The following is a 25,415-nucleotide window of genomic DNA, read 5'->3' as shown; positions in this document are numbered from 1 at the left end:
ACGAGGAGGAGACCGCGATACGAGACGTCGCAAACGTGTCGCCGGCGGCACCGGAGGACCTCGTTAGGGACGGCGACGGCACGGAGTTCTCACTCGGGTCGCAGCGAGGCGTAACGTGACCATCCGGCGATACCGGTGTACACGAAGGCCGCCATGAACGGCATTCCCGCCAAAACTCCCAGTTCAAGGTGCGAAAACATGGCCCCAATGGCACCGTCTGCGAGGGCATGCCAAGCGGCCCCTACATCGATGTTGACCATTTTGACGGCCGCCGGTCGCCACATGTGCCAGCCTTCGGGAGCGTCGCGCACGCTGTCCCAGAACTGATTGAATTGCGTCACACCATATCGCCAGATCACGATCTGATTGGCCAAGGATCCCAGCACCAGTCCGAGCAGGACGGTCGGGCCACGCCAACGCCGTAGCCATGTCCAGGTGATAACGGCGGCCAATAGCCCCGCGATCAGTCCCATGAGCACCAAACTGAGGTCGGCTTCCACGAACTCACTCGGATAGTGTTCGGTCATCGCCCAGCCGGATCCGGCCGAGATGATCTCTACCCTCGGCGTCACGACCTGCCAGAGCACCGCCATGGGGTAGCCCAGGGCCGTCAGGGTCGCGGCCAGCACCGCGGCCACTCCGAAAGTCTGCGTTCGGCCGGGGGCCTTCGTCGTATTCTTGGTTGCGTCGGAACGACTCTGCTCTGTGGAGCGGTCCGAATGCGGGGCGGCGGTGTCTGTCACGGTTTAGATCTTGCCATAACGAAGGGGGCGTCTACCAGTCGGCGACGATCTTCTGTGCCGCTTCGAACCACGCCTGGCGGGTTTGATCGCGCAAACCCGAGAACTCGATCTTCGAACCCGGCTCCAGCGCGGGATCGTACGGCACGACCGCTACCGACCTGGTGCGGTTGTTGAAATGCTTGCTCAAGTCGTCCAAGAGCGGGCCGGGGTTTGGAGTCGGGAGCGACAGGAGAGTCACGGCATCGGACACGAGATGTTTGTATCCGCTGTCTTCGAGCAGGTCGAGCATCCAGTCGGCGCTGAATGCGGCGTCCTCACGCGGAACGGTGGTGATGACCAAGCGGTCGGCCGAGGAAACGACGGTGCGCCAGTTATTGGATTCCACGTTGTTTCCCGTATCGATGTAAACCAGCTCGTGTGTACGCGTCAGAATGTCGAGAACACGCAACACCGTGGTGGGGTCCAATTTCGTCTGCAGCTTGGGATCTTCGTCGCCCGCAAGCACGTCGAAGGACCCGTCCGCGGAATGACGCAGGAATTCGTCCAGGTGTTCGGGCAAATGCACACCGGCGGCTTCAACTTGATCAAGATGCTCGACAAGATGGCGAATCGTTCGGCCGTGACGTGCCGAACCGGCTCGCAAGCCGAGAGTGCCGCGCAGTTCGTTGTTGTCCCAGGCGATGATCCCGTTCTGACGGGCGGTTCCCATGGCCGCGGCCGCCAATACGGTGGCGGTGGTCTTATGGACTCCGCCCTTGGGATTGATGAAGGCGATCACCCGGGAGCGCCCCAGGGGACGACGTAGCTCGTCCATCAATTGCGGACCGGGCTGTACAGGCTGAGGTGGCACTTGCCGAGGTGGCGTCGGATTGGGCATGGGCGCACCCACCTGCGCCGCTCCCGCCACCGGGGCACCACCGCGTGGCCGGCTGTGCACTGGGGTGGGCGTCGACATGGCCTCGGGCTGACTTCCGGCAACCGGAATCCCGGCACGCGATCGTGAAGGAGGCGGCTGCGGCACGGAGGCTGTACTGCGTGCGGGACGTGCTTCGTTACGGGGCGGGCGATCGCTCGGTTGTTCGTGGTCACCTCGCTCTGGCGTCGAGGCGGATTCGGTGTTCCTACTCCGACCTCGGGAGAGAAAATTCCTCCATCGTGATGTCGAAGTCCGCCTTGGTTCCTTCCAACCTTCTGGCGTCGCCACGTTGTTCGGGCCCCCTTCCTATGACGATTGTATATCGCGCAATTGCGTCCGGTGTGTTCGCCGCAGTCAACACACTCCACTCATACGATCCCATACATTCGCGCCCTGTACCTAATGCCGCCGACGGCATTTCCGCTTGCCTACCGAATAATCCGCTCCTGTGTAGGACCTACGCCTTCGCGATCGATTTCCATAACCGAATGTCGTGTCGCGCGATTCGCGCGTGGCCACGACCGACTCCCCTTGAGGCTTTGCTGCGGATCTGTGAGAATAATGGCAAACAAGCCACCTTCGAATACGGGCACGACTCTCGTCAAGCAGAGTTGTTTCAAGATCGGCACCCCGATACTTGCCTACTTGGACCTGATACGGCGATAGGAGATCGGTGAGCGGCAGCGTATCGAACGTAATGCCGCTACGTGGGGCCGCTGAATCCTTGGGTCACCGACCCGGTTCGACGGCTGACGGCGACTGACACGACCCGTGAACCATCACCTGACCACCCAACCGGTTCGGGTTCACGACAACATTGGGCCACCCGCCCAAAATGTGGAAAGGACGGACTCAACGATGCGTTCTCCGCGAGGAACAGAACTCCACTGCGGTTCATGGCAAACCGAAGCAGCGTACCGCATGTTGCACAACAACCTGGACCCTGAAGTCGCCGAGCGACCCGATGACCTGGTCGTTTACGGTGGTACGGGCAAAGCCGCCCGCACGCACAAGGACCTCAACGCGATACTGCGGACATTGCGCACGCTCCGGGACGATGAAACCATGCTCGTGCAATCGGGACGCCCGGTCGGCGTCATGCAGACCCACGAATGGGCGCCCCGAGTCCTATTGGCCAATTCCAACCTCGTGGGCGAATCCTCGACATGGCCGGAGTTCCGCCGTCTGGAACAGGCCGGATTGACCATGTACGGGCAAATGACGGCCGGGTCCTGGATTTACATCGGCACCCAGGGGATTCTGCAGGGAACGTATGAGACTTTCGCCGCCGTCGCCGCGAAACGCTTCGACGGTAGCCTGTCCGGTACCTTGACCGTCACCGCCGGCTGTGGCGGCATGGGAGGCGCCCAGCCGCTCGCCATCACCATGAACGAAGGGGCCTGCCTCATCATCGACGTCGACGCCGGTCGACTCCATCGCCGTGTGGAACAGGATTACCTGGACGAAGTGGCTCCCAACCTCGACGAGGCTGTGGAACGTGTCGTCCAGGCCAAGCGGGAGCGTCGCGCCCTGTCGGTCGGACTGGTCGGCAATGCCGCCACCGTCCTGCCGGAACTCCTGCGTCGCGGCGTCGAGGTCGATATCGTCACCGACCAGACCAGCGCCCACGATCCACTGTCCTACGTGCCCGAAAACGTTGACGCCGACAAGGCCCTCGAGGCGGCCGCCGCCGACCCGGAAGGCTACACCGAGGCGGCGCGCGCCTCCATGGCCACACACGTCGAGGCGATGGTCGGATTCCTCGATGCCGGAGCCGAGGTGTTCGACTACGGCAATTCCCTACGTAATGAAGCCGAACAGGGCGGATACCACCGCGCCTTCGCCTATCCCGGCTTCGTTCCCGCCTACATCAGGCCGCTCTTCTGCGAAGGCAAAGGGCCTTTCCGCTGGGCGGCACTGTCGGGCAACCCTGCCGACATCTACCGCACCGACCGCGCGATAGGCGAGCTGTTCCCCGACAATGAGCCCTTGCAGCGCTGGCTGCGTCTGGCGGGAGAAAAGGTGTCCTTCCAAGGGCTTCCCGCCCGTATCTGCTGGTTGGGACAGGGAGATCGAGCCGCCGCCGGAGCCCGTTTCAACGAACTCGTCGCAGCGGGAGAACTCGAGGCTCCGGTCGCGATCGGCCGTGACCACCTGGACTGCGGTTCGGTAGCCAGTCCCTACCGCGAAACGGAATCCATGAAGGACGGTTCCGATGCGATCGCCGACTGGCCTCTACTGAACGCACTGGTGAACACCTCGTCGGGGGCCAGCTGGGTATCCATTCACCACGGCGGCGGTGTCGGTATCGGCCGGTCACTGCACGCCGGTCAGGTCAGCGTCGCCGACGGAACCAAACTCGCCGGCGAGAAACTGTCGCGCGTACTGACCAACGACCCGGCAATGGGTGTCATCCGCCATGTGGACGCCGGCTATGAGGAGGCGGAAACCGTCGCCGCCGAGCGTGGTGTACGCGTGCCGACCCGCGAGAGCGAGACAGAGTGAGCGACACACCCACGCCCAGCGACGGTGCCTCCGAGTTTCGCCGCCTGTGGAATCAACTCGCCCCCGTCGGCCGGCTCTCCAACGGTGGATACCGTCGATTCAGCTGGACTCCCGAGCACGCACGACTTCGCTCGTGGTTCGTCGAGCAGGCTGAACTGCGGGATTTGAAGGTGGAGACCGACGCCAACGGCAATATGTTCGCCACCTGGGGCACCGGCGACGACAAGGCCGTCCTCACCGGAAGTCATTTTGATTCCGTCCCCGGCGGAGGCGCCTACGACGGTCCACTCGGCATCGTATCGGCGTTCCTCGCCATCGACCGATTGCGTGAGGAGGGATTCACTCCTTCCCGCCCGATCACGGTCGCCGATTTCGTGGAAGAGGAAGGCGGGCGCTTCGGTGTCCCCTGCCTGGGCTCGCGCCTGTCCACCGGAGCCGTCGCTCCGGATAAGGCACGTTCCCTCACCGACGCCGACGGAACCACCTATGCGGAAGCCCTGACCGCCGCCGGATTCGACCCCGACGCCTTGGGACAGGCTCCCCAACCGGCACAACGATTCGAACGCTTCGTGGAACTTCACGTCGAGCAGGGGAAGTCCCTGGTATACGGAGATCGGGCCGTCGGTGTCGCCAGCGCGATCTGGCCACACGGCCGTTGGCGCTTTGATTTCACCGGAGAAGGCGATCACGCCGGAACGACGCATCTGACCGACCGGCGCGACCCCATGCTCACGTTCGCTTTCACCGTTCTCGCCGCCCGCAAGGCGGCCGCTCAGGAACAGGCCCTGGCCACGGTCGGGCGCGTCGCAGTCGACCCGGGCGCGACCAACGCCATCGCCGCCCACGTGTCCGCATGGCTCGACGCCCGCGCGCCCGACGAGGAAACCCTGGGGCGTATCCTGTCGCGCTTGGACGACCAAGCCCGGCAACGCGCCGTCAAGGACGGTACCGAGGTGGCGATCACCTGCGAATCGCAGTCGGCGGTGGTGAACTTCGACCACCGCCTGCGCGATCGAATCAGTGAACTACTGGGCGACGCGCCCATCCTCCCGACCGGCGCGGGCCACGACGCCGGAGTGCTGTCCACTGAACTTCCCACCGCCATGCTGTTTGTACGCAACCCTTCAGGCGTCTCACACGCTCCCGCTGAGGGGGCGACCGACGAGGACTGCGGTACCGGCGTACAGGCCTTGGCCACCGTTCTAAAGGAATTCACCAGGTGAAGTATTTCGCACAATGGGCCTGGCTCGAGTCAGGCCCGCACGCCAATGTCCTCATTGAAACCAAAGCCGGCCGCCTACACTCCGTCACCCCTGGAGCCGAGGTACCCACCGGGCGGTTCAAGCACCTCTACGGGCTCACCGTTCCCGGCTTCGCCAACGTCCATTCCCACGCCTTCCACCGCGCCCTGCGGGGACGGGCCTGGACCGACGGCGGCACGTTCTGGACCTGGCGCGAAAAGATGTATCGGCTCGCCCATAAGCTCGACCCCGACGGCTATTACCGCCTCGCCCGCGCCGTCTACGCCGAAATGGCTCAGGCGGGAATATCCTGTGTCGGCGAGTTCCACTACCTCCACCATCCCGCCGAAGGCGGACGTTACGACGACCCCAACGCCATGGGCGAAGCCTTGATCGCCGCAGCGGCCGACGCCGGTATCCGCATCACCCTGCTTGATACCCTCTATCTGCAGGGCGGATTCAACAAGGAACTCGATTCGGTGCAACGTCGTTTCAGCGACGACGACTTCGACGCCTGGGTGGCGCGCCACCAGCAATTGCCCGCGCGTAACCACGTCATGCAGGGCTTTGCCGCACATTCGGTGCGCGCGGTGCCGGTGGCGCACTTCAAACCGCTGGCGGACTATGTGGGCGAACGGCCTCTTCACCTCCACCTGTCCGAACAGGTCGCCGAGAACGCCGAGTGCATGTCGGCCTTCGGCGTTACACCCACCGAACTGTTGCGACGCAATAATCTTCTCGGCCCCAACACCACCGTCGTTCACGCCACCCACCTGACCAACTTCGATATCACCACCCTCGGCGAGAGCCGGGCGCGAGCGTGTTTCTGCCCCACCACCGAAATCGAGCTGGCCGACGGCATCGGCCCAGCTCGCGGACTGGCCCAAGCCGGCTCACAGCTCTGCCTGGGAACCGATTCCAACACCTTCATCAACATGCTCGCCGAAACGCAGGCGCTGGAAGGTCACCAACGACTCGCGACCAATAAACGAGGTCACTTCAGTCCTCACTACCTCATGAGCGCCGCCACCCGGACCGGGCACCAAGCCCTCGGGTGGGACGATGCCGGGGTCATCAAAGCGGGAGCCCGCGCCGACCTGGTCACGCTGAGTCTCGATACTCCACGAACCGCCGGCGTTACGATTGAGGCCGCGCCCCTCAGCGCCTCCGACAGTGACATCACCAATGTCATCATCGAGGGCCGACACATCGCCAACCATCGGCAGCACGGCTCCATCGACACCGCCTACGAACTGCGCACCGCCATCGAGAAACTCTGGGACCGAAATTAGAGACACTATGAGCCAAATCTTTGACAATATCGGGGAACTGTTCACCGCCGACCCGCAGACCGGGATACTGACCGACGCCGCGGTCGTCACCGATGGCGACCGTATCGAATGGATCGGCCCCTCCAGCGAGGCACCGGCCGCCGATATCCGCTACGACCTGGGCGGCAAGGCAATGCTCCCGGGATTCGTGGACTCACATTCCCACATCGTCTTCCGTCACGACCGCGCCGCCGAATTCGCCGCCCGCATGGCCGGGCAGCCCTATACCGGCGGCGGCATTCGCACCACGGTCGCCGACGTGAACGACGCCACGGAGAGCGAACTGGAACGGACCGCCCAGCGCATCGTCGGGGAAATGACTCGTACCGGTACAACCACGGTGGAAATCAAATCAGGTTACGGATTGAATCCCGAAACCGAGCTCAAACAGCTGTCCATCGCCGCCCGGCACACCGGTGAGGTCACCTTCCTCGGTGCCCACACCGTCCCCAGCGGTCGCGACTCCGACGACTACACGCACGAAGTCGCCGGATCGATGCTCAGCGTGTGCGCACCTCAAGCCAAATGGGTGGACGTCTTCTGCGAAAAGGGAGCCTTCAACGGCGATCAAACCAGGCACGTGCTGGAAGCCGGGGTCAAGGCGGGGCTGCTTCCACGCCTGCACGCCAATCAGCTCAGTCACGGCCCCGGGGTCCAGATCGCGGTGGAATTCGACGCCGCCTCCGCCGACCACTGCACCCACCTCGACACCGACGACGTCGATGCACTCGCCAACTCCAACACCGTCGCCACCCTGCTACCCGGCGCGGAGTTCTCCACCCGCAACCCTTACCCGGACGCCAGGGGCCTGATCGACGCCGGTGCGACCGTCGCCCTGGCCACCGACTGCAACCCCGGATCGTCCTATACCTCGTCGATGGCCTTCTGCATCGCCTTGGCCGTCCGCGAGATGCACCTGACCCCCCACGAAGCGGTCACCGCCGCCACCGCGGGGGGAGCACGGGCGCTGCGGCGCGACGACATCGGCATCATCCAAGTCGGACGCCGTGCCGATTTCACCGTGCTCAACGCCGACAGCCATATACACCTCGCCTACCGGCCGGGTACACCGTTGGTGTCCACCGTCATCCAAGGTGGACAAATCATTCACAGGGAGAACAACCGATGACCATCACCATTACTCCTGAGGGCCCCACCCTCGCCGACGTCATTGCCGTCGCCCGCCACGGGCACAACGTCGAACTGTCGGAATCCGCCCTCGACAAGATGCGCCAATCGCGCACCATCATCGACGACATCGAACAGCAGGGCAAACCCGTCTACGGCGTCTCCACCGGTTTTGGGGCGCTCGCCAACACGCTCATCGGAGAGTCCGACCGGGCGCGGATGCAGAAATCTCTGGTGCGCTCCCATGCGGCAGGTGTCGACGACCCCATGGACGCCGAGGTCGTGCGGGCCATGATCCTGCTCCGCATTCGTTCTCTGGCCAAAGGTTACTCGGGTGTACGTCCCGTCATCGCCCAACAACTGGCCGACCTCCTCAACTCCGGAATCGTTCCCTGGGTTCCCCGTCACGGATCTCTCGGAGCCTCGGGCGACCTCGCTCCATTGGCACACTGCGCCATGGTCGCGATGGGTGAAGGATGGATCAACCACGACGGGAAGCGTGTCGACGCGGCAGCCGCCTTGGCCGAGGCCGGAATCGAGCCGGTCGAGCTGTCGGCCAAAGAGGGAATCGCCCTCATCAACGGCACGGACGGCATGTTGGCCATGCTCATCCTCGCGGTCGACGACCTCAATCACTTCAGCACCGTCGCCGACGTCACCGCCGCGCTCTCGATCGAGGCCATGCTCGGTACCGACCGCCCCTTCGCACCCGAATTGCATGCCATACGCCCACAACCGGGCCAGGGCAAGAGCGCGGCCAACCTGTACAAGCTGCTCCAGCATTCGGCCATCATGGATTCACACCGCGACGACTTCGAGCACGCGGTACAGGACGCGTATTCCATGCGTTGCGCCCCACAAGTGTCAGGAGCGGCTCGCGACGTCGTCGACTATGCCCGCCAGGTCAGCCTCCACGAACTGGAATCCATCGTGGATAACCCGGTGGTGCTGCGGGACGGACGCGTCGAGTCCACCGGTAACTTCCACGGTGCGCCTCTCGCCTACGCCCTCGATTTCCTCGCGATCGCCGCCACGGACATGGGATCCATCGCCGAACGCCGCGTGGACCGTCTCCTCGACGCCACCCGCAACCGTGAGCTCCCCGCGTTCCTCACTCCGGAGCCCGGGGTGAACTCGGGCCTCATGATCGCCCAATACACCGCGGCCGGGATCGTAGCGGAGAACCGTCGCCTCGCCAACCCCGCTTCGGTAGACAGCATCCCCACCTCCGGGATGCAGGAGGACCACGTGTCCATGGGTTGGTCGGCCGGCTATAAGCTGCGGACCGTCGTCACGAACCTGGCCAACCTGCTGGCCGTGGAGTTCCTGAGCGCTTCGCGCGGACTGCAACTGCGCGCGCCGCTGACTCCTTCTCCATCGGGACACATCGCGATCGACATCATTGAAGAGATCGCCGGGCAACCGGGAGACGACCTGTTCACCGCTCCGATCATCGAAGCCGTGGCCGAGCGTCTCTCCGATCGCCGTTTTATAGACGACATCGCCGCCAAGGTCGGTGAACTGCACTAGGACGCGATAGGCCCGTGAGAGTCACTACGACCGTCTCACGGGCCCTTCGTTTGGCATTATGCGGTAAACGATTTGTAATACGACTGAAATCGCCGAGCGCTACCATCTCCCCAATGAGCCAGTCCGAGAAAACCGTCATTCGATCAGCGCATGAGGACGACGTGGATGCGATCACCCGCATTGCCAATCACTACGTCCTCAATTCCGGAGCCAATCTCCGCCTCCAGCTGTACGAGCCCGAGGAATGGTCCAAGCTTCTCGCTCAAGGGTCCGCACAGTATCCCTGGTTGATCGCCCAACAGGGCCCGCGAATACTCGGATACGCCTACGCGGCTTCCTGGAACGCGAGAGAGGCCTACGCCTGGTCGACCGAGACAACGATCTATCTCGCCGCCGAAGCCGCCGGACAAGGCGTGGGAACCCGCCTGTATCAAACACTGCTGGACGAACTCACCTACCAAGGCTTTACCACCGCCATCGCCAAGATCACAAGCCCCAATCCCGGCAGCGAGGCCCTCCACCGCAAAACCGGCTTCACCTTGATCGGCAAGCTGGCCGATAACGGATTCAAGAACGGACGATGGTGGGACGTGGGGATCTGGCAGCGCACCTTGGCTTCGGCAACGGTGCCGCCGAAGCCGGTGACGACTCCCCGCGTCCTCGAGGCGACCGCAATTGACCTCCTCCCCACGGATAAATCCGGGGGATTCCAACCCGACGGTTGGCATGGTCCCCTCACGGGGGCCACTGGTTCCTGATTCGTCGACCGCCCGGCGGCGAGGTCTCCACAGGCTGACACCGCAAGCCCTGCGGCGTAGGCGGTTGCTTGGCTATCGCAGTTGCCCGGATACAGTTTACTGATATTGCACGGGCGGCTTGCATCGGGCTCACGTATTCAACCGCGCACCATTGTGAGCGGCTAACCCCACGGACAAATCCGGAGGTCTGCGCCGCTGGAATCTCCAATCAGTAGCCACGTAGCTGGAGAAGCGCCTTTTCTAGATCCTCCGGATAATCGCTGGTGAAAGTGACCTCTTTGTTACGGCCCGGGTGAACGAACGACAGTTCATAGGCGTGCAGCCACTGACGGATGAGACCGTACTTCTCGGCCATGACCGGGTCGGAACCGTATAGAGGGTCACCCAGCAAAGGATGCCCCAGAGCGGAAAAATGCACCCGAATCTGGTGGGTACGACCGGTTTCCAGACCCACGTCCAGCAATGTCGCTCCCGGAAACACCTCAAGGGTGTCGTAATGGGTCACCGACCGTTTTCCGTCCTGCATGACCGCGAACCGCCAATCGTGCCGCGGATGCCGACCGATGGGCGCGTCTATCGTTCCACTGAACGGGTCCAGATGCCCCTGAGCGATGGCGTGATAGCGCTTGCTGACCTCGCGGTTCTTAAACGCCCGCTTCAAGGCGGAGTAGGCCCGCTCGCTTTTGGCCACCACCATGGCTCCCGAGGTGCCGACGTCGAGGCGATGCACGATACCTTCTCGCTCATCGGGTCCGTACACGCTCAGCCGATGCCCGGCGGCCTTCAAACCACCGGTGACGGTGGGACCACTCCAACCGACCGACGGATGGGCGGCCACTCCCACCGGTTTGTTGACCACAACGATGTCATCGTCGGAGAAGATGACATCCATGTTCTCCACCGGTTCGGCCTTGGCTCGGGTAATGTCCTCCGGCGGCGGAGGTAGCAGCACCTCAAGCCACGTACCGGAGACGACTCGGGTGGATTTGGACGGCACTGCCGCCCCGTCAAGGCTCACCTCGCCGTTGGAGACGAGCTCGGCGACGGCAGCGCGGGAAAGACCGAGCATTTTGCTCACCACCTGGTCGATCCGCTGCCCTTCACAACCTTCGGGAATCGGCAACGAACGCGACTGGCGTGACACTACTCGGCCTCCTTGGATTGCTTGTCGACACTGTTCGAGGTCGTTTTCCCATCCGACCGGGAATCCTCTTCGTCGGGAAGGGGGGAAAATGATCTACCGGTGAATTCTAGTAGAACCACCAGAGTAACGCCTACGACAAGTGAGCTGTCTGCCAGGTTGAATATCGGCCAGACCTGGCCGTTCGGAGCGAAAAGGCTGATGAAATCGACCACTTCGCCGTGCAGAAAACCCGGCTCGCGAAAAACTCGATCGATGAAATTCCCCGTCGCGCCGCCCAACAGTAGACCGAGGGTGACAGCCCACGTCTTAGTCCGGATCTTACGCGCGATGACCAGGAGAAAAACAATGACGGCCAGAGCGATCAAGGCCAGCAACCAGGTGTAATCACTGGCCAGATTGAACGCGGCCCCGGGATTCGTCGTGTAACTCAGGTACACCGCCCCGGTGGGAAGGCGAACCGACTCGCCTCCTTGGAGAAACTCGGCCGCCAGCCATTTGGTCACCACGTCGGCGGCGATCGCTACCGCGCCAACCACGATGAACCAGACATAAAGTCGCCCTGAACGAGTTGAGGCGTCCAGGTTCGATTCGGTAGGGGTGCTACCGGAAGACGATGCGGTACTCAGCGGCTTTCCTCCAATTGCTTGCAGTCGACGCACAAGGTCGCGGACGGGAACACTGCAAGTCTAGCCGCCGGTATCGGTTTCCCGCATTTCTCACAGATACCGTAATCGCCCACTTCCAGTCGTTCCAACGCCCGGTGCATCTGATTGATGCGGTCGGTGATGGAACGCACCACCGTCAATTCCTGTTCGTGCTCCACCGTCTTCGAACCCGCGTCCACCTGATCGTCTCCAGCGGAATCAGCCAGGCGTTCACGCTGCGCAGCGGCCATGTCGGCAATGTGCGTCTCTCGTTCCGCCTCCAGTTCCTCCAGGCGTTCAGTGAGCGCTTCACGCAGTTCCCGCGTCTCACTCTCACTGCGACGCGGACCGGTCGGCTCCGCTGTCTTCGGCGCCTCCGCCACAGAGGCGGCCTCAGAAGCGGATGGCGTCGACTTACGTGTCGCCTTCTTCACCGCCTTCTTTGACGTGCCTTTCTTCACAGCGGTCTTCTTGGCCACGGTCGTAGCCTTCTTAGCGGCGGTCTTCTTAGCCGCCCGCTTCGCGGTTTTCTTCGCCGACTTCTTAGCCGACTTCTTTTCGTCAGTCATCGGACCTCACGAGGGCTTTTTGGTTGGTGCGTGACCGCTCAACCACTGCACAGCACGTCGCCTAGCGGCCTTCTCAGAACCCCGCGTACTGAAGTACGCAGGGAACCTGAGAATCCCACTATTCGACGCACTATGCAGCGTCTGAGCTCCTCTCCAGCTCAAACGCCGCACCACGCCTTCGGCGCTGGCGGCTCGACTGAAGTTGTTCCGCATTTGTACGGATATTTAGTTTTGCACTGGGGTTCCAGAGTCCAATCACAGGATTTCTCCAAGGAACCGGTGGCTCTCTTTGAGCAGTCCTTTATTCGATCCATTCCCAGTTAGGCGCCACTATCAGTAACGCCACGGCTGCACTGATCCAACCGGTCGTCCGCGTCGTCATTGGACACCGGAAGTAACGCCGTATTCGATTACTGTGCCGCAATAACGTGCCTATTATCCCGACAACTACGACATTCGTCGGTCATCGGTTCACAGCGCACACGGACGTAAACGCTCATCGCACACCCGGCCTCCCTTCACCGCAGGTGAACACGGTGAAACGCGGAATTTCAGTTAATGACACAGGATACGCAACTGATACTGGATGGTCAATATATTCCAGAAAGCACCGAATCGCAGATATGTAAGTCGCCTGGAGGTTTCACCTGATAATGAGGGTTTTTATCCGAGGCCGTAATCAATAGCACACTTGTATTATCCAACTACAAGTCGACGAGAATCATCGCTTAATTCGACCTGTATCGCCATTGGTGGACAGAACGGACAAAGCGCCGAGAAACAGACGCCATTTGATGCCGCAACAGTGTTCTATCGGCAGCCTCACCTCGGCGACGAACTCGAAGTTCAACCGCACTTTCGTGCAACCCAGATCATCGCCGCCCACCACGAACCGTATTCTCGCGAGCCGCACATGCACAGGGCCGTGCAGCGATAAAAGAGCTTATTCATCTACGACAACTGCCCACCCCACTACGTAACTGGCTAGCTTCGAGCGAAGCATAGAAGCGGTAGAGCTGCCTGTGCTTTCCAAAGAGCTCAACCACCGCACAGTTCCCACGGATAAACCAACTGGCGAGCCGCGAACGAAGCGCCACAGGCGCAAGTGCAGCGGCGGTAGAGCTGGAGAAGAGCTCAGGTTGTTCCAGGTGCTTCAGATTTGCGCGAGGAGGATTCGTCGCGACCTTCAGGTCGTGAGAATCCCCCACAGCGTAAATATGGAGTGCCTGGGGCAAGCTGAGCGGTCACCCACTACCAACAAAGGTTGAGCGGTCACGCACCAACCAAGAAGTGGGTTCGCATAGCGCACATGGGCCGAATCCTAGAGTCATCGCTTCGGCCACCGGCAGGGATTCGGTTTCACGGCCTACCAAATGGACGCAGCCGGAATGGTGGAAACGCGGTCGCCCGTCAATAACCACTACCTCAGCGGTAAGGCGCATGAGCTGTGCTTTCTCCACATGGCTGAGTTTCTGTTCGCTGGGCTCACCGTCGAGTTCCTCTTTTATTGAATCCGACGGTTCGTCCTGCTGAGAGGCCTGGGCAGGTATATTCGGATCGCCACGGTCGATACGGTATTCCGTGGACTCGAAGCGTTCTTGCCGAACGGCGGGAATCTCATTGGTGGGAGTATCGGGAATGATGCGGGAGAACTCCGCGGTCTCATCGGGATCCTGTGAATAGTACGGACGCCGATAAGGCTGTTCGCGCTGTATTGAGGCGGCACCGACGTAGAGAAAGAGCGCCGAAACGATCGAGGCCACGATCGAGGCGGTCAAGAGTTGGTCGTTTCCGATGACGACGCCGGTTATGAGGAGTATCGCGGAGGCTACTAGCACGCCCAGACTACCGATGATCATCGCTATGCCTTCCCAAGCTTCAATAATGTGATGTGGGTGGTATAGGGATCATGGAGACATCGCTGGCCGTTTCCGTGCCGTCCAACTGTGCCTTAAAAGCACCGGTTCGATTCTCGTTTCGATCCCTGCATAACTGAATTAACGAGACGATACCGGTTCAGGTTATGGTTCAAGACAAGAAAATTGATCGGACCCATCGTCACCTTATTACCGCATGTATTCGCTATATCATCGGAGAGTGATGGTCATTGATCATCGCGTCCGCTGCCGTGTGCGACAGTCGTCGCCTCAGCGCAGTGGATCTCAATACGTGCGCCTAACCAGAACACAGTCCGGTTGGCACAGGTAGTCAGGTCTAAGTATTGATTCGTCTGATTCTCCCCTGCGAATCGTCCGCCCATACTTAGACCACTACGCCGTCATACATCCCACCTGTTCAGTCAGCTTTCGTGGGTGTTCACTCACGTTTTTGGAGTCGTCATGTTTTAGAGGGGAAGCGAGTTGTAATTCGCCTTGCGGCTGCGAGTGGTCTCCTTTTCCTTCGCCTCCGCTTCGATCTCTTCCACATCGGTTTCCGCTTGGCCGTTCAGATCGCGCAGCTGACTCTCCAGATACATCTTCAATCTGGTGCGGTAGTCGCGCTCGAAGGTCTTCAGCTCTTCGATGTGTTTCAGCAAGGACGAGCGCTTCGTCTCCAGAGACGACATGGCGTCCTCGTGACGCTGCTGAGCGTCGGCTTCGAGGTGTGCGGCGCGATCCTTCGCTTGTGCCACAAGGTCCTCAGCCTCGGAACGAGCGTCACCGAGCAGGCTTTCCACCTTGCGTTCGGCCTCCTCCACGTGCTCGTCGGCCGTACGCTGAGCCATCATGAGCAAATGGAGAGCTTCCTGCTCGCCACCGGGGTTACTTCCATCTCCCTGAGCGGCGGCAGCGGCGGCGACTTGAGCGCTCGGTTGCTGCTGCTGTTGCTGGAGAGCCTGCAGCTGCTGAGAATTCTCCTTCAGCTGCATCTCCAAGTCGGCAAGCTCTTGTTCCAGCATGCTCTTTTCACGCTGTACACGCTCGAGCGCCGCGGCCAGTTCCGCGTTGTCGGCCGCCCCGGGAGGGGCGCCGGCGCGCAGACTCTCGATCTGCGACCGCAGGTCGGAGTTCTCCTCGTTGAGGCGAACGAGTTCCCGTTCCACCTCGTCGAGAAAGCCGTCGACTTCGTCTTCGTCGTAGCCTCGCTTGCCAAGCATGGGTTTCTTAAATGCGACGTTGTGAACGTCAGCCGGGGTCAGCGGCATCGAAACTCCTTCTCAGTTGTTTCTGGTCAGGATCGGCACTAGGGGGCAAATCCGAGTGGCTATTGGAGTTTACTTCGCAAACCAACCAAGACAAAGTGAACTTCGCACGCGCCACATTGTTTACGTCGCGAATATAGCAAGGTCTCGCATGTAGTATGCTCCGCCAACTCCCCTGGTGCGTTTCCGAGTGCCTAAACACCCGGAAGCGTTAATTTTCGTCGCTGACCAGTCGTGGTCCGATCAGCATCGGATCGTCGTTTGGCACGTCCATTCGACACCATAACGACATCCGTCCACTCGCTAGATCAATAGCTCAGCCATTAGTGATCTGGGTGCTTCCGATTTACCCGTTCGAGTGTCTCCTACCACTCCGCTGTGGTGCCGTCGGTCAACAACCGAGCGGTCGTCATCGGATGTTGGCGCCCACCACGTTCATGAGAATGACCGTCGCGAATATTACGATCAAGAAAGCCAGGTCGAGCGACACATTGCCAATTCTGAGGGGTGGGATCAGTTTTCTCAACCCCCGTAGAGGAGGATCGGTAATGGTAAATACTACTTCAAAGAACGCAGCGGCTCGCGGCCCCGGTCCCCAGTGGCGGGAAAACTGCACGACGATCGAGGTCACGACCCTGGCCAGCAATGCCACGAAGAAAAGGAACAGGGCTAGGTAAATACACTGGATAACAAGGTTCACGATGACTAGTATCCCGCAATCGTCACTGGTTGAAAAAACCGCCCTCAGCGATCTTGGCCTTATCTTCAGCCGTCACCCGCACATTAGCAGGCGACAGTAGGAATACTCGATTGGTCACCCGCTCAAACGAACCCCGCAGTCCGAACACCAGACCCGCCGCGAAGTCGACGAGGCGTTTGGCATCGGCCTCATCCATTTCCGAGAGATTCATAATGACGGGAGTTCCCTCACGATAACGCTCGCCGATCGTCCGCGCCTCGTTGTAAGTCGTTGGATGCAACGTAGTAATGCGGTAATTGTTCTGCGGTTCACTCGGCGCCGGGGCGGGGGCTTCCTTCGGCGTGGTCGCGACGTCCTCACGCAACGGAGTGACTCCACTTCGATTGACTTGGCGAACGGCCGGTCGGGGCTCGGTACGCTCAATTCGCCGTGGAGCGCGACGCACCGGCTGTGGTTCAGGCTCTTCCTCGGCGAATTCGTCGACATCCTCTGACATCGTCCTGCGCCGTGCCTGTTCCTCTTCTTCGATAAGCCCGAGCCATACGCCGGCTTTCCGCATTGCCCCCATAGTTGAGCTCCTCCCACTTAATACACCGCAGCGTCCACCCAGAGCCGGCCTGCGAGACGATCTACCCCGCTGGGCGAGTTCCGAACAGGGTATATCGCTTGGTCATGCCCAGATCAATCCTAACTCGGCCCAGCTCGGAAAAGACGCTTTTGTGTCGATTGTTCAGCACATGGTGGCACCGTTACGCAATATTGCGTCACACCAACACAATAGATGAGCGGAACTTACGTACCCCATCAGGATCGTAGGTGACAGAAGTCCTCCCCTGTACCGTCTCCACACGGGGGTAAGCTCATCGACCGTGGCGACGGCCCAGGATCTTACTTCCCAGGCGAACCATCGTCGACCCGTATTCGATCGCTGTGGTGAAATCGTCGGTCATTCCCGCTGAGATCTCACTTGCGTCAGGTACCACCCGGCGAACGACGCGGGACATATCCGCCAAGCGTTCGAAGGCACGTTCTGATTCCCATTCCAGGGGGGCCACCGCCATGACTCCGCGTACTCGCAGGTTCGAACACGCGGCGGCATGTTCCGCGAGCGCTTCCAAATCACCGGGGAGGACTCCGCCTCGGCCGGATTCGGAGTTCAGGTTGACCTGGAGGCAGATCGAAATTTCCCGGTCGACGGCGGCCCGGTCGACGGCATCGACGAGGCGAGTTCGATCGACCGAGTGAATCCAATCGGCCCACGACACCACGCTGCGCACTTTGTTGCGTTGCAGCTGGCCCAGAAAGTGCCAGCGTGGCGTACGGTCCCAGGTTCGCAATTGTTCGGCTTTGGGAGTGCCTTCCTGGGCCTTGTTCTCTCCCAGGTCGATCTGACCGATGTCTACTAGGGTGGCGGCGTCTTCCGGGGGGTGCGTTTTCGTGACCGCGATGATCCGGACTTCATCGGGCGCACGATCCGCCTGGCGGCAGGCGGCGTGAACGTCACGTTGCGCTTCGGCCAGGCTGGATCGTAGTGCTTCGGTTCGTTTAGGATCCGTTTTTGAGAAAGTCGGGTACATCGACGTCATCAAAGAGAACCTTACGCGGTTCGGGCGTGTTCGACGGATTGGAGTCGGAACGGGAGTCGCTTTCGCCACCTGAGGAATCCGATCCGGATTCCGAGGAGTCGGAAATGGAGAGCCGCTTGGGCTCCGCGATCTCGAATTGATCGTCCTCGCTGTCGAATCCGGCGGCGATGACCGTGACCCGGGTTTCCTCCCCGAGAGCGTCATCGATGACGGCTCCGAAGATGATGTTGGCGTCGGCGTGCGCGCAGTCGCTGACCAGTTCGGCGGCATCGTTGATCTCGAAGAGACCTAGATCCGAACCTCCGGCGATCGACAGCAGTACGCCTTGTGCGCCTTCCATGCTCTGTTCCAGCAGGGGCGACTCGATGGCCGCCCTCGCCGCTTCGACAGCGCGATTCTCCCCTCTCGCCGAGCCTATGCCCATGAGGGCCGATCCCGCCCCACTCATGACGCTCTTGACGTCGGCGAAGTCCAGGTTGATCAGGCCTGGGGTGGTAATCAGATCTGTTATTCCCTGAACACCTGAGAGTAGAACCTGGTCGGCAAGACGGAATGCATCCATCATGGATATTCCACGATCACCCAGGTGCAGAAGACGATCATTGGGAATGACGATCAGTGTGTCGCATTCGGACCGTAGATCCTCTATTCCGGTGACCGCCTGGGTCTGCCGGCGTTTGCCCTCGAATGCGAACGGACGTGTCACGACGCCTATCGTCAACGCCCCGGCCTTGCGGGCGATGTTGGCGATGACCGGTGCCCCACCGGTTCCGGTTCCACCACCTTCACCGCAGGTTACGAATACCATGTCGGCACCCTTGAGGACTTCTTCGATTTCATCGCGGTGGTCCTCGCACGCCTTTGCCCCGACTTCGGGATTGGCTCCGGCCCCAAGGCCTCGAGTCAATTCACGACCCACATCGAGCTTCACATCGGCATCGCTCATAAGCAATGCCTGTGCGTCGGTGTTGATCGCGATAAACTCAACTCCTTTGAGTCCAGCTTCGATCATGCGGTTGACCGCGTTGACGCCGCCACCTCCAATACCGACGACTTTGATGACTGCGAGGTAGTTATGCGGTGCTGTCATCGCGTTGAGCCCTTCCCTCTCGCTGGACGTATCTGTTCTAGAATTTCATAGCCTACGCTCTTTAACGCTAACTTATCGTCGGCGCACGCGGAGCGCTGACATCAATCTCATGATGCCCTTGTTGCAACAACGCCAGAGAAACTCGAGACTTCATCTCATTCTCACTGTCATCTCCCCAGCGTATAACGCGCCTGTCGGTCAATTTCAATGTGGTTGCCTCAAGGGAGGTCACATGAACAGTTTCTACCTGCGAAGCAATCGATGTGGGGAGTTCGGTCAAAATTTCCCGAAGGGGCACCGCTACTTTCTCCAGAATTGAAAGGTCGTCAATTTCAACCATCCACTGTACTTCTGCCGTGTTGTCAACGGTCGCAAAGGCAACACCTTGATCATCAGCCATGATATAACCGTCGTCGTCTCGCACGGCAAAGTAGGGCCGACGTTCCATGACCTCGATCGCTACGGAATCGGGAACGCTCCGAACTATTTCGACCGATTTCACCTCCGGGAGACGCACCAATTCCTCGGCCAAACCCGAAGCGTCAAAACGAAAAAGATTCTCGTCCTTATGGGGTCCGGCGATGCGCCGAATTTCGTCCACATCGACAAAGTGCGCGCCCTCCACCCGAATGTTCTTAATCGCGAATAGAGGCGAATACAACGCGGCCGCCACGGTCAACGCCACCAATACGACTGCGGCGGCGGCCAACCACAGCTTCAATGTGCGAAAGGCACTGAACCACGAACGACCCGCCGGCAATGCGAGTCCGGGTATTTTCCATCGCTTCGTCGATTCACGCAACATGCGGTCATACTGGCACAATTGCGTCGTTAAAAACGACAGAATCCGATTCCGGCACGGTGCCGAACCCCTCCGTCATTCGATCACACCGGGCCCGCTTGTCCGTCATGCCTTCAGGTTGAAACGGTCCCCACTACCCGGCAAGCAGGACGTTCTCAAACACCGATGGTCCAGGGATTCCACCCATCGAAACCCCTGGACCATCGGTAAAGCTCATAGCGACGGTGACATGACTATCCCGCCACCACAACCGAAACCATGCGGTTGGGAACCACGATCACCTTCTTGACCTCCTTACCGTTCACCGAGGACTGGATTTTTTCGTCGGCCAGTGCCGCGGCCTCGATCGCATCGCGTTCGGCGTCGGTGGCCACTTCGATGCGGCTCCGGACCTTGCCGTTCACCTGAACGGGGTAGGTCACCGTATCTTCCACCAAGTAATTCTCATCGGCGACCGGGAAGTCCACATACGCGATCGTGCCCGTGTGTCCCAGACGCCGCCACAGTTCCTCACAGATATGCGGAGCCATTGGGGCGGTCAACTGCACCATCGTCTCCGCCACGGCACGAGGCAGTCGCGTCAGGCCGACCAAATGATTGTTGAAGGTGATCAACTTGGCCACCGCGGTGTTCATCCGCAGGTTGAAGTAGTCGTCGCGAACTCCCTTGACGGCCTGGTGCATCGCCTTCAGCGTCTCTTCGTCCGCCTCCGCGTCAACCACCTTGATGTCGCCGGTCTCCTCATCGACGATGTTCCGCCACAGACGCTGCAGGAATCGATACGAGCCCACGATCGCGCGCGTCTCCCAAGGCTTCGACACTTCCAAGGGGCCCATGGACATCTCATAGACCCGGAACGTGTCGGCACCGTAGTCACGACAGATCTCGTCCGGAGTCACCACGTTCTTCAACGACTTGCCCATCTTGCCGTATTCCCGCTTGACCTCTTCGCCTTGATGGAAGTAACGACCATCGCGTTCCTCCACCTCATGAGCGGGAACGTACACCCCGCGGGCGTCGGTATAGGCGTAGGCCTGAATGTAGCCCTGGTTGAACAGACGCGCGAACGGTTCCGGGCTCGACACATGCCCCAGGTCGTACAGAACCTTGTGCCAAAAACGCGCGTACAACAAATGCAGTACCGCATGTTCGGCTCCGCCGACGTACAGGTCGACTCCGCCGCTCGGAACGTTCTCCTGCGGCCCCATCCAATACGATTCATTCTCCGAATCGGCAACCTGATCGGGATTGCTCGGATCGGTGTAACGCAGTTCGTACCAGGAGGACCCCGCCCAGTTGGGCATGGTGTTCAATTCGCGCGTGTAGGTTTTGGTTCCGTCACCCAGGTCCATCTCCACCGTGACCCAGTCCTTGGCTCGACCCAACGGTGGTTCCGGAGCGGAGGTCACATCGTCGGCGGCAAAGGTGGCCGGGCTGAAATCGTCCATCTCCGGCAGCGTTACCGGCAATTGCTCCTCCGGAACCGCCACCGGCAATCCGGACTCGTCGTAGACGATGGGGAACGGCTCGCCCCAGTACCGTTGCCGACTGAACAGCCAATCCCGCAGTCGGTAGGTCGTCGTACCTTCGCCCCGACCGTGCTCGCTCAACCAATCGATGATCCGACGCTTCGCCGCTTCGACGTTCAATCCGTCCAGAATGTCGGAGTTGACCACCACTCCGGACTCGGTATCGGTCAGCGCGGCGGACCCGTCCCAATCCGTACCGTCCGACACGACCTGTCGAATGGGAATGTCAAACGCCCGCGCGAACGCGAAGTCACGATCATCGTGTGCCGGAACGGCCATGATCGCGCCCGTCCCATAACCGGCCAGAACGTAATCGGCGATGAAGACGGGGATCTGTTCACCGTTCACCGGATTGGTCGCATACCCACCGATGAACACACCGGTCTTGTCCTTGGCGTCGGCCTGACGCTCCACATCCGTCTTCCGCGCCGCTTCCGCCCGGTACGCCGCTATCGCGGCGCCCGGCGTCTCATAGCCTCCGGTCCATTCCGACGGAATGCCCGCCGGCCACGATTCGGCGGTCAGCGAATCGACCAGTTCATGCTCGGGAGCCAACACCATATAGGTGGAGCCCCACAAGGTGTCGGGGCGGGTGGTGAAGACCCTGATGTCGCCGGCATAGGTCGAGAAGTCGATGAAGGCGCCTTCGGATTTTCCGATCCAATTGCGCTGCATAATCTTGATCGACTCCGGCCACTCCAGAATCTCCAGGTCGCGCAGCAGACGCTCCGAATAGGCCGTAATCCGCATCATCCACTGCTTCAGTTTGCGGGTGAAGACGGGGAAATTACCGCGCTCACTGCGCCCGTCAGCGGTGACCTCTTCATTGGACAGCACCGTCCCCAGACCGGGGCACCAGTTCACCGGCGCTTCGGTGACATAGGCCAACCGGTGCTCATCGATGATCCGGCGGCGCTCCACCGCACTCAGATCGTCCCATTCGCGTTCCCCGGGAACCGACCGACGCCCCTGTTCGAACTGCTCGATCAACTCTTCGATCGGGCGAGCCGCATCGGCCCGTTCGTCGTAATAGGAATTGAAGATCTGCAGAAAGACCCACTGGGTCCATTTATAGAACGACGGATCCGAAGTGGCGAACTCGCGACGATTGTCATAGCCCATCCCGATCCGTCGCAACTGCGCCCGGTAACGATCGATGTTTTCGGCGGTGATTTCGGCCGGCTGACGCCCGGAGGTCACCGCATACTGTTCCGTCGGCAGTCCAAAGGAGTCGTACCCCATCGGGTGCAGAACGTTGTAACCCGCCATGCGCAGGTAACGCGAGTACACGTCGGTGGCTATGTACCCCAGGGGATGACCGACGTGCAAACCCGCCCCCGAAGGGAACGGGAACATGTCCATAACAAACTTCTTTGGGGCATCGGCACGAGGATGTTGTGAATCGGCCAACGACCCCGCCGGGTTCGGGGTGTCGAAGGTGGCTTCGTTCTCCCAATAATCCTGCCAGCGCGGCTCGATCTCGCCGGCCAACCCGGCGTCATAACGGTGTTTAGGTTCACTCATGATTCTGATATCCGTTCATCGTTCATGGCCTGAAACGGCGACTGATTTTAGGCACAAAAAAAGCCCCGCAGACCGGGGCAGCCGTGTTGCGAACAGTTCAGTGCAACACGGCTAGGTAAGGAGGAGGTTGAATCTCCGAATACGCATGTCGCCAGTATAGCCCATACTCCCCGCGATTGGAAATCCGATACGACGGCGCGCCGATTTCCGGGACTCGCCGACCTGGGGGATACCGTGCTCAAGCGAGCCTCACCTGAGACGATCGCCGTGATAACGTGAACCACGATCAGACCGTCCCCATACCCCCCGGAGGCCTCTTGGTGTCACCGTCCACCGCGTCCGTCGACTTCACTGCCTTCCGATCGATGGCCGACCGTGTCATCGACAATATTGAAAGTGTCATCAGCGGAAAACGCAGCTCGATAAGTCTCGCTTTCACCGTTCTTCTCGCCGAGGGCCACCTGCTCCTCGAGGACGTTCCGGGAGTCGGCAAGACCCAGCTGGCCAAAGCTCTGGCGGCATCAATCGAATGCGATGTCAACCGCATCCAATTCACCCCGGATCTACTCCCCAGCGACGTCACCGGAGTGAGCGTTTACGATCAGGACAAGCGTGAATTCGTGTTCAAAGAGGGAGCCGTCTTCTCCCATTTGGTCATCGGCGACGAGATCAACCGCGCCAGCCCCAAGACTCAATCCGCCCTTCTGGAATGCATGGAAGAGCGTCAGGTGACCGTCGACGGCACAACGCACCCCTTGACATCACCGTTCATGGTCATTGCCACGCAGAACCCCATCGACATGGAGGGAACGTATCCGCTGCCGGAAGCGCAGCGCGACCGCTTTACGGCTCGCCTGTCACTGGGATACCCGGATACGGCAACCGAGGTGGGTATCCTCGATAAACACGGCGTGGACAATCCCCTTCGGTCCCTTCGACCTGTGTGCGACGCCGTGACCGTGGTGCGTATGACCGAAGCCGCACGCCACGTCCACGTCGTCGACGAACTGAAACAATATACCGTCAGCCTCGTCAACGCCACCCGACGTGCCAAAGAGATCCGCCTCGGCGCGAGCCCACGCGCCAGTCTGCAGCTTTTGCGGTGTGCCCGTGTATGGGCGGCGTTGCAGGGACGGCACTACGTCATACCCGACGACATTCAGTACCTCATGGGTCCGGTCATCGCTCACCGCCTCGTCCTGACGACGGAAGCGTCGGTGGCGGGCCTCAAGGCGGACACGATCTGCCGCGAAATCGTGAACCGTATTCCTCTGCAACGTAGCTGAACCGACCGAACGCTGGAATTGCGGCGTTTCCACTCAGATCCGAGAACCGGGAGGGACCGTGTGGATCACCCGAAGGGGACTCGCGCTACTCGGGATGGGGATACTTCTCATCTCCGCCGCCTTCGTGATCGGAGAGCGGGACCTGGCACTGATCGGAGCGTTCCTCTGTACTCTGCCTCTGTTCGTATGGGCGGTAATGGTCTTTCGCCGGCCCCACCTGCGATTTGAACGCTCTCTCCATCCGACCCAGGTATCAATCGATGAATCCACCACAATCGGCATTGACATCCACAACGACGGACGTACCGCCTCCACCACCGTATTGTTGGAAGACCGCCTGCCACCCCGGCTACACGAGTCGCCACGCCTGATCGTCGAGCGCTTGCCCGCCAGGTCGGCGACTCGCATGAACTATTCACTCCAGGCTCAACGACGCGGAATCTTTCCACTCGGCCCCATCCGAACCCGCGTGAGCGATCCCTTTGGAATGGTGAAGCACACCTCGGTAACGCCGGTCATGGACGATCTGGTCGTTACCCCTCGTTTGCAGGCTCTGCGCGGTCGCTCGCTCGTCGGTGGAAGCGGATTCAACACGGGTACCAGCTCGAGTCACATCGCCGTCAGCGGCGACGACGATATCGCGGTTCGCGAATACCGCAGAGGTGATGATCTCCGTCGCGTGCATTGGAAGTCCAGCGCCCGTCGGGGCGAACTCATGGTGCGACGTGAGGAGCAGACCTGGGAGAAGAGCGCGGTCCTGTGGCTGGACACTCGGGCCGAGGCGTTCGGAACGGACTCCAACGGTCCCGTCTTCGAATGGATGGTGAGTGCCTGCGCCTCGGTAGCGGCCTGCTTGGCCGGCAACGGAAAAGTACCAGATCTCCTCGCCAACGGCGCTGTCGTACCGGGCGGCACCTCTCCGGCCATCTTGCGACACTTGGCCACCGTCGAGGATAATGATCACCACGGCACGGCTTCGTGGAACGCGGTTTTCGAATTGACCGAAGCAATGCGAGAAGGAGTGTCACTCGTGGCCTTCCTGGGCGACATCACCGACGAAGAAGCTCAATTGGTCGCCGCCACGGCAACAGGCGGCGGTGACCGGATCGCATTCTGCGCCCAGGGCACCAACCGGGGTTGGGCGCGACTGCGGGAAGCGGGTTGGTCCGTCCGGTGTGTGACGGCGGACAGTGATCTTCCGCGGCTGTGGCAGGAATTGGGTTCTGTGGGATCGAACGGGGTGTGAA

21 protein-coding genes are annotated in these 25,415 nt (G+C 60.7%); 8 read left to right on the top strand and 13 right to left on the bottom strand.

Features of this window, described 5'->3' with window-relative positions:
* Window positions 1-89: 89 nt before the first annotated feature.
* Together HALAL_RS17650 and HALAL_RS16835 are read right to left on the bottom strand one after the other, a co-directional pair.
* Complete coding sequence (locus HALAL_RS17650; RefSeq protein WP_025273928.1) at window positions 90-743, bottom strand: hypothetical protein; 654 nt, start codon at window positions 741-743, stop codon at window positions 90-92.
* 31 nt (window positions 744-774) lie between these two features.
* Complete coding sequence (locus HALAL_RS16835; RefSeq protein WP_211240455.1) at window positions 775-1,698, bottom strand: MinD/ParA family ATP-binding protein; 924 nt, start codon at window positions 1,696-1,698, stop codon at window positions 775-777.
* 819 nt (window positions 1,699-2,517) lie between these two features.
* Here HALAL_RS16835 and hutU point away from each other — a divergent pair.
* The 6 genes from hutU to HALAL_RS0110230 all read left to right on the top strand — a co-directional run bounded on the left by hutU (window position 2,518) and on the right by HALAL_RS0110230 (window position 10,152).
* The gene (gene hutU / locus HALAL_RS0110255) at window positions 2,518-4,164 is read left to right on the top strand and encodes a urocanate hydratase (protein WP_025273926.1); all 1,647 of its coding nucleotides are present in this window, start codon (window positions 2,518-2,520) and stop codon (window positions 4,162-4,164) included.
* A complete protein-coding gene (locus HALAL_RS0110250; protein ID WP_025273925.1) occupies window positions 4,161-5,387 on the top strand; it encodes an allantoate amidohydrolase in 1,227 nt (408 codons plus the stop codon). Before hutU ends, HALAL_RS0110250 begins: the two co-directional genes overlap by 4 nt.
* Window positions 5,384-6,697 carry a formimidoylglutamate deiminase gene (locus HALAL_RS0110245; RefSeq protein WP_084471949.1) on the top strand — a complete coding sequence of 438 codons (1,314 nt, stop codon included), beginning with the start codon at window positions 5,384-5,386 and terminating at the stop codon, window positions 6,695-6,697. The genes HALAL_RS0110250 and HALAL_RS0110245 overlap by 4 nt, the downstream gene beginning before the upstream one ends.
* A 7-nt stretch (window positions 6,698-6,704) precedes the next feature.
* Window positions 6,705-7,865: an imidazolonepropionase gene (gene hutI, locus HALAL_RS0110240; protein WP_025273923.1), complete on the top strand. Its 1,161-nt coding sequence runs from the start codon at window positions 6,705-6,707 to the stop codon at window positions 7,863-7,865.
* Window positions 7,862-9,394, top strand: coding sequence for a histidine ammonia-lyase (hutH, locus tag HALAL_RS0110235; protein ID WP_025273922.1), 1,533 nt, complete (start codon window positions 7,862-7,864; stop codon window positions 9,392-9,394). The genes hutI and hutH overlap by 4 nt, the downstream gene beginning before the upstream one ends.
* A gap of 113 nt (window positions 9,395-9,507) precedes the next feature.
* Window positions 9,508-10,152 carry a GNAT family N-acetyltransferase gene (locus HALAL_RS0110230; protein WP_025273921.1) on the top strand — a complete coding sequence of 215 codons (645 nt, stop codon included), beginning with the start codon at window positions 9,508-9,510 and terminating at the stop codon, window positions 10,150-10,152.
* 208 nt (window positions 10,153-10,360) lie between these two features.
* Here the strand turns inward: HALAL_RS0110230 and HALAL_RS0110225 are convergent, their stop codons facing one another.
* The 11 genes from HALAL_RS0110225 to leuS form a co-directional block, all read right to left on the bottom strand.
* Complete coding sequence (locus HALAL_RS0110225; RefSeq protein ID WP_025273920.1) at window positions 10,361-11,296, bottom strand: RluA family pseudouridine synthase; 936 nt, start codon at window positions 11,294-11,296, stop codon at window positions 10,361-10,363.
* On the bottom strand, window positions 11,296-11,955 hold the full coding sequence (lspA, locus tag HALAL_RS0110220) for a signal peptidase II (RefSeq protein ID WP_281171612.1): 660 nt from the start codon (window positions 11,953-11,955) through the stop codon (window positions 11,296-11,298). The genes HALAL_RS0110225 and lspA overlap by 1 nt, the downstream gene beginning before the upstream one ends.
* Entirely contained in the window at window positions 11,919-12,323 is a 405-nt protein-coding gene (locus HALAL_RS0110215; RefSeq protein WP_029768201.1) for a TraR/DksA C4-type zinc finger protein, read from the bottom strand. Before HALAL_RS0110215 ends, lspA begins: the two co-directional genes overlap by 37 nt.
* 1,430 nt (window positions 12,324-13,753) lie before the next feature.
* Window positions 13,754-14,368 carry a hypothetical protein gene (locus tag HALAL_RS0110200; protein WP_025273918.1) on the bottom strand — a complete coding sequence of 205 codons (615 nt, stop codon included), beginning with the start codon at window positions 14,366-14,368 and terminating at the stop codon, window positions 13,754-13,756.
* A gap of 485 nt (window positions 14,369-14,853) precedes the next feature.
* Window positions 14,854-15,654, bottom strand: coding sequence for a DivIVA domain-containing protein (locus HALAL_RS19200; protein ID WP_025273917.1), 801 nt, complete (start codon window positions 15,652-15,654; stop codon window positions 14,854-14,856).
* Window positions 15,655-16,060: 406 nt separating this feature from the next.
* Window positions 16,061-16,351, bottom strand: a complete 291-nt coding sequence (locus HALAL_RS0110190) for a YggT family protein (protein WP_245598081.1) — start codon at window positions 16,349-16,351, stop codon at window positions 16,061-16,063.
* A gap of 22 nt (window positions 16,352-16,373) precedes the next feature.
* Window positions 16,374-16,919 carry a cell division protein SepF gene (locus HALAL_RS19195; RefSeq protein WP_025273915.1) on the bottom strand — a complete coding sequence of 182 codons (546 nt, stop codon included), beginning with the start codon at window positions 16,917-16,919 and terminating at the stop codon, window positions 16,374-16,376.
* Between the two features lie 292 nt (window positions 16,920-17,211).
* A complete protein-coding gene (locus HALAL_RS0110180) occupies window positions 17,212-17,937 on the bottom strand; it encodes a YggS family pyridoxal phosphate-dependent enzyme (RefSeq protein ID WP_029767720.1) in 726 nt (241 codons plus the stop codon).
* Window positions 17,897-19,027: a cell division protein FtsZ gene (gene ftsZ, locus HALAL_RS0110175; RefSeq protein ID WP_025273913.1), complete on the bottom strand. Its 1,131-nt coding sequence runs from the start codon at window positions 19,025-19,027 to the stop codon at window positions 17,897-17,899. The genes HALAL_RS0110180 and ftsZ overlap by 41 nt, the downstream gene beginning before the upstream one ends.
* A 67-nt stretch (window positions 19,028-19,094) precedes the next feature.
* Window positions 19,095-19,736 carry a cell division protein FtsQ/DivIB gene (locus HALAL_RS0110170; RefSeq protein ID WP_169732436.1) on the bottom strand — a complete coding sequence of 214 codons (642 nt, stop codon included), beginning with the start codon at window positions 19,734-19,736 and terminating at the stop codon, window positions 19,095-19,097.
* Window positions 19,737-20,062: 326 nt separating this feature from the next.
* Window positions 20,063-22,882, bottom strand: a complete 2,820-nt coding sequence (gene leuS, locus HALAL_RS0110165) for a leucine--tRNA ligase (RefSeq protein ID WP_025273911.1) — start codon at window positions 22,880-22,882, stop codon at window positions 20,063-20,065.
* A gap of 365 nt (window positions 22,883-23,247) precedes the next feature.
* Here leuS and HALAL_RS0110160 point away from each other — a divergent pair, with 365 nt between their 5' ends.
* Window positions 23,248-24,168, top strand: coding sequence for an AAA family ATPase (locus tag HALAL_RS0110160; RefSeq protein WP_084472090.1), 921 nt, complete (start codon window positions 23,248-23,250; stop codon window positions 24,166-24,168).
* Between the two features lie 58 nt (window positions 24,169-24,226).
* Window positions 24,227-25,414, top strand: a complete 1,188-nt coding sequence (locus tag HALAL_RS0110155; protein ID WP_156937697.1) for a DUF58 domain-containing protein — start codon at window positions 24,227-24,229, stop codon at window positions 25,412-25,414.
* Window position 25,415: the final 1 nt, after the last annotated feature.

Source organism: Haloglycomyces albus DSM 45210 (genome assembly GCF_000527155.1).
GTDB lineage: Bacteria > Actinomycetota > Actinomycetes > Mycobacteriales > Micromonosporaceae > Haloglycomyces > Haloglycomyces albus.
Note: the sequence above shows the minus strand (reverse complement) of the source record. Positions and strands in the feature narration are given on the sequence as shown.

Bases quoted from the DNA above. Each gene is read 5' to 3' on its own strand.
- HALAL_RS16835 (WP_211240455.1), bottom strand. From the start codon at position 1,698: ATGTCGACGCCCACCCCAGTGCACAGCCGGCCACGCGGTGGTGCCCCG.
- hutU (WP_025273926.1), top strand. From the start codon at position 2,518: ATGCGTTCTCCGCGAGGAACAGAACTCCACTGCGGTTCATGGCAAACC.
- hutI (WP_025273923.1), top strand. From the start codon at position 6,705: ATGAGCCAAATCTTTGACAATATCGGGGAACTGTTCACCGCCGACCCG.
- hutH (WP_025273922.1), top strand. From the start codon at position 7,862: ATGACCATCACCATTACTCCTGAGGGCCCCACCCTCGCCGACGTCATT.
- HALAL_RS0110230 (WP_025273921.1), top strand. From the start codon at position 9,508: ATGAGCCAGTCCGAGAAAACCGTCATTCGATCAGCGCATGAGGACGAC.
- HALAL_RS0110200 (WP_025273918.1), bottom strand. From the start codon at position 14,368: ATGATCATCGGTAGTCTGGGCGTGCTAGTAGCCTCCGCGATACTCCTC.
- HALAL_RS19200 (WP_025273917.1), bottom strand. From the start codon at position 15,654: ATGCCGCTGACCCCGGCTGACGTTCACAACGTCGCATTTAAGAAACCC.
- HALAL_RS19195 (WP_025273915.1), bottom strand. From the start codon at position 16,919: ATGGGGGCAATGCGGAAAGCCGGCGTATGGCTCGGGCTTATCGAAGAA.
- HALAL_RS0110180 (WP_029767720.1), bottom strand. From the start codon at position 17,937: ATGACGTCGATGTACCCGACTTTCTCAAAAACGGATCCTAAACGAACC.
- ftsZ (WP_025273913.1), bottom strand. From the start codon at position 19,027: ATGACAGCACCGCATAACTACCTCGCAGTCATCAAAGTCGTCGGTATT.
- leuS (WP_025273911.1), bottom strand. From the start codon at position 22,882: ATGAGTGAACCTAAACACCGTTATGACGCCGGGTTGGCCGGCGAGATC.
- HALAL_RS0110160 (WP_084472090.1), top strand. From the start codon at position 23,248: ATGGCCGACCGTGTCATCGACAATATTGAAAGTGTCATCAGCGGAAAA.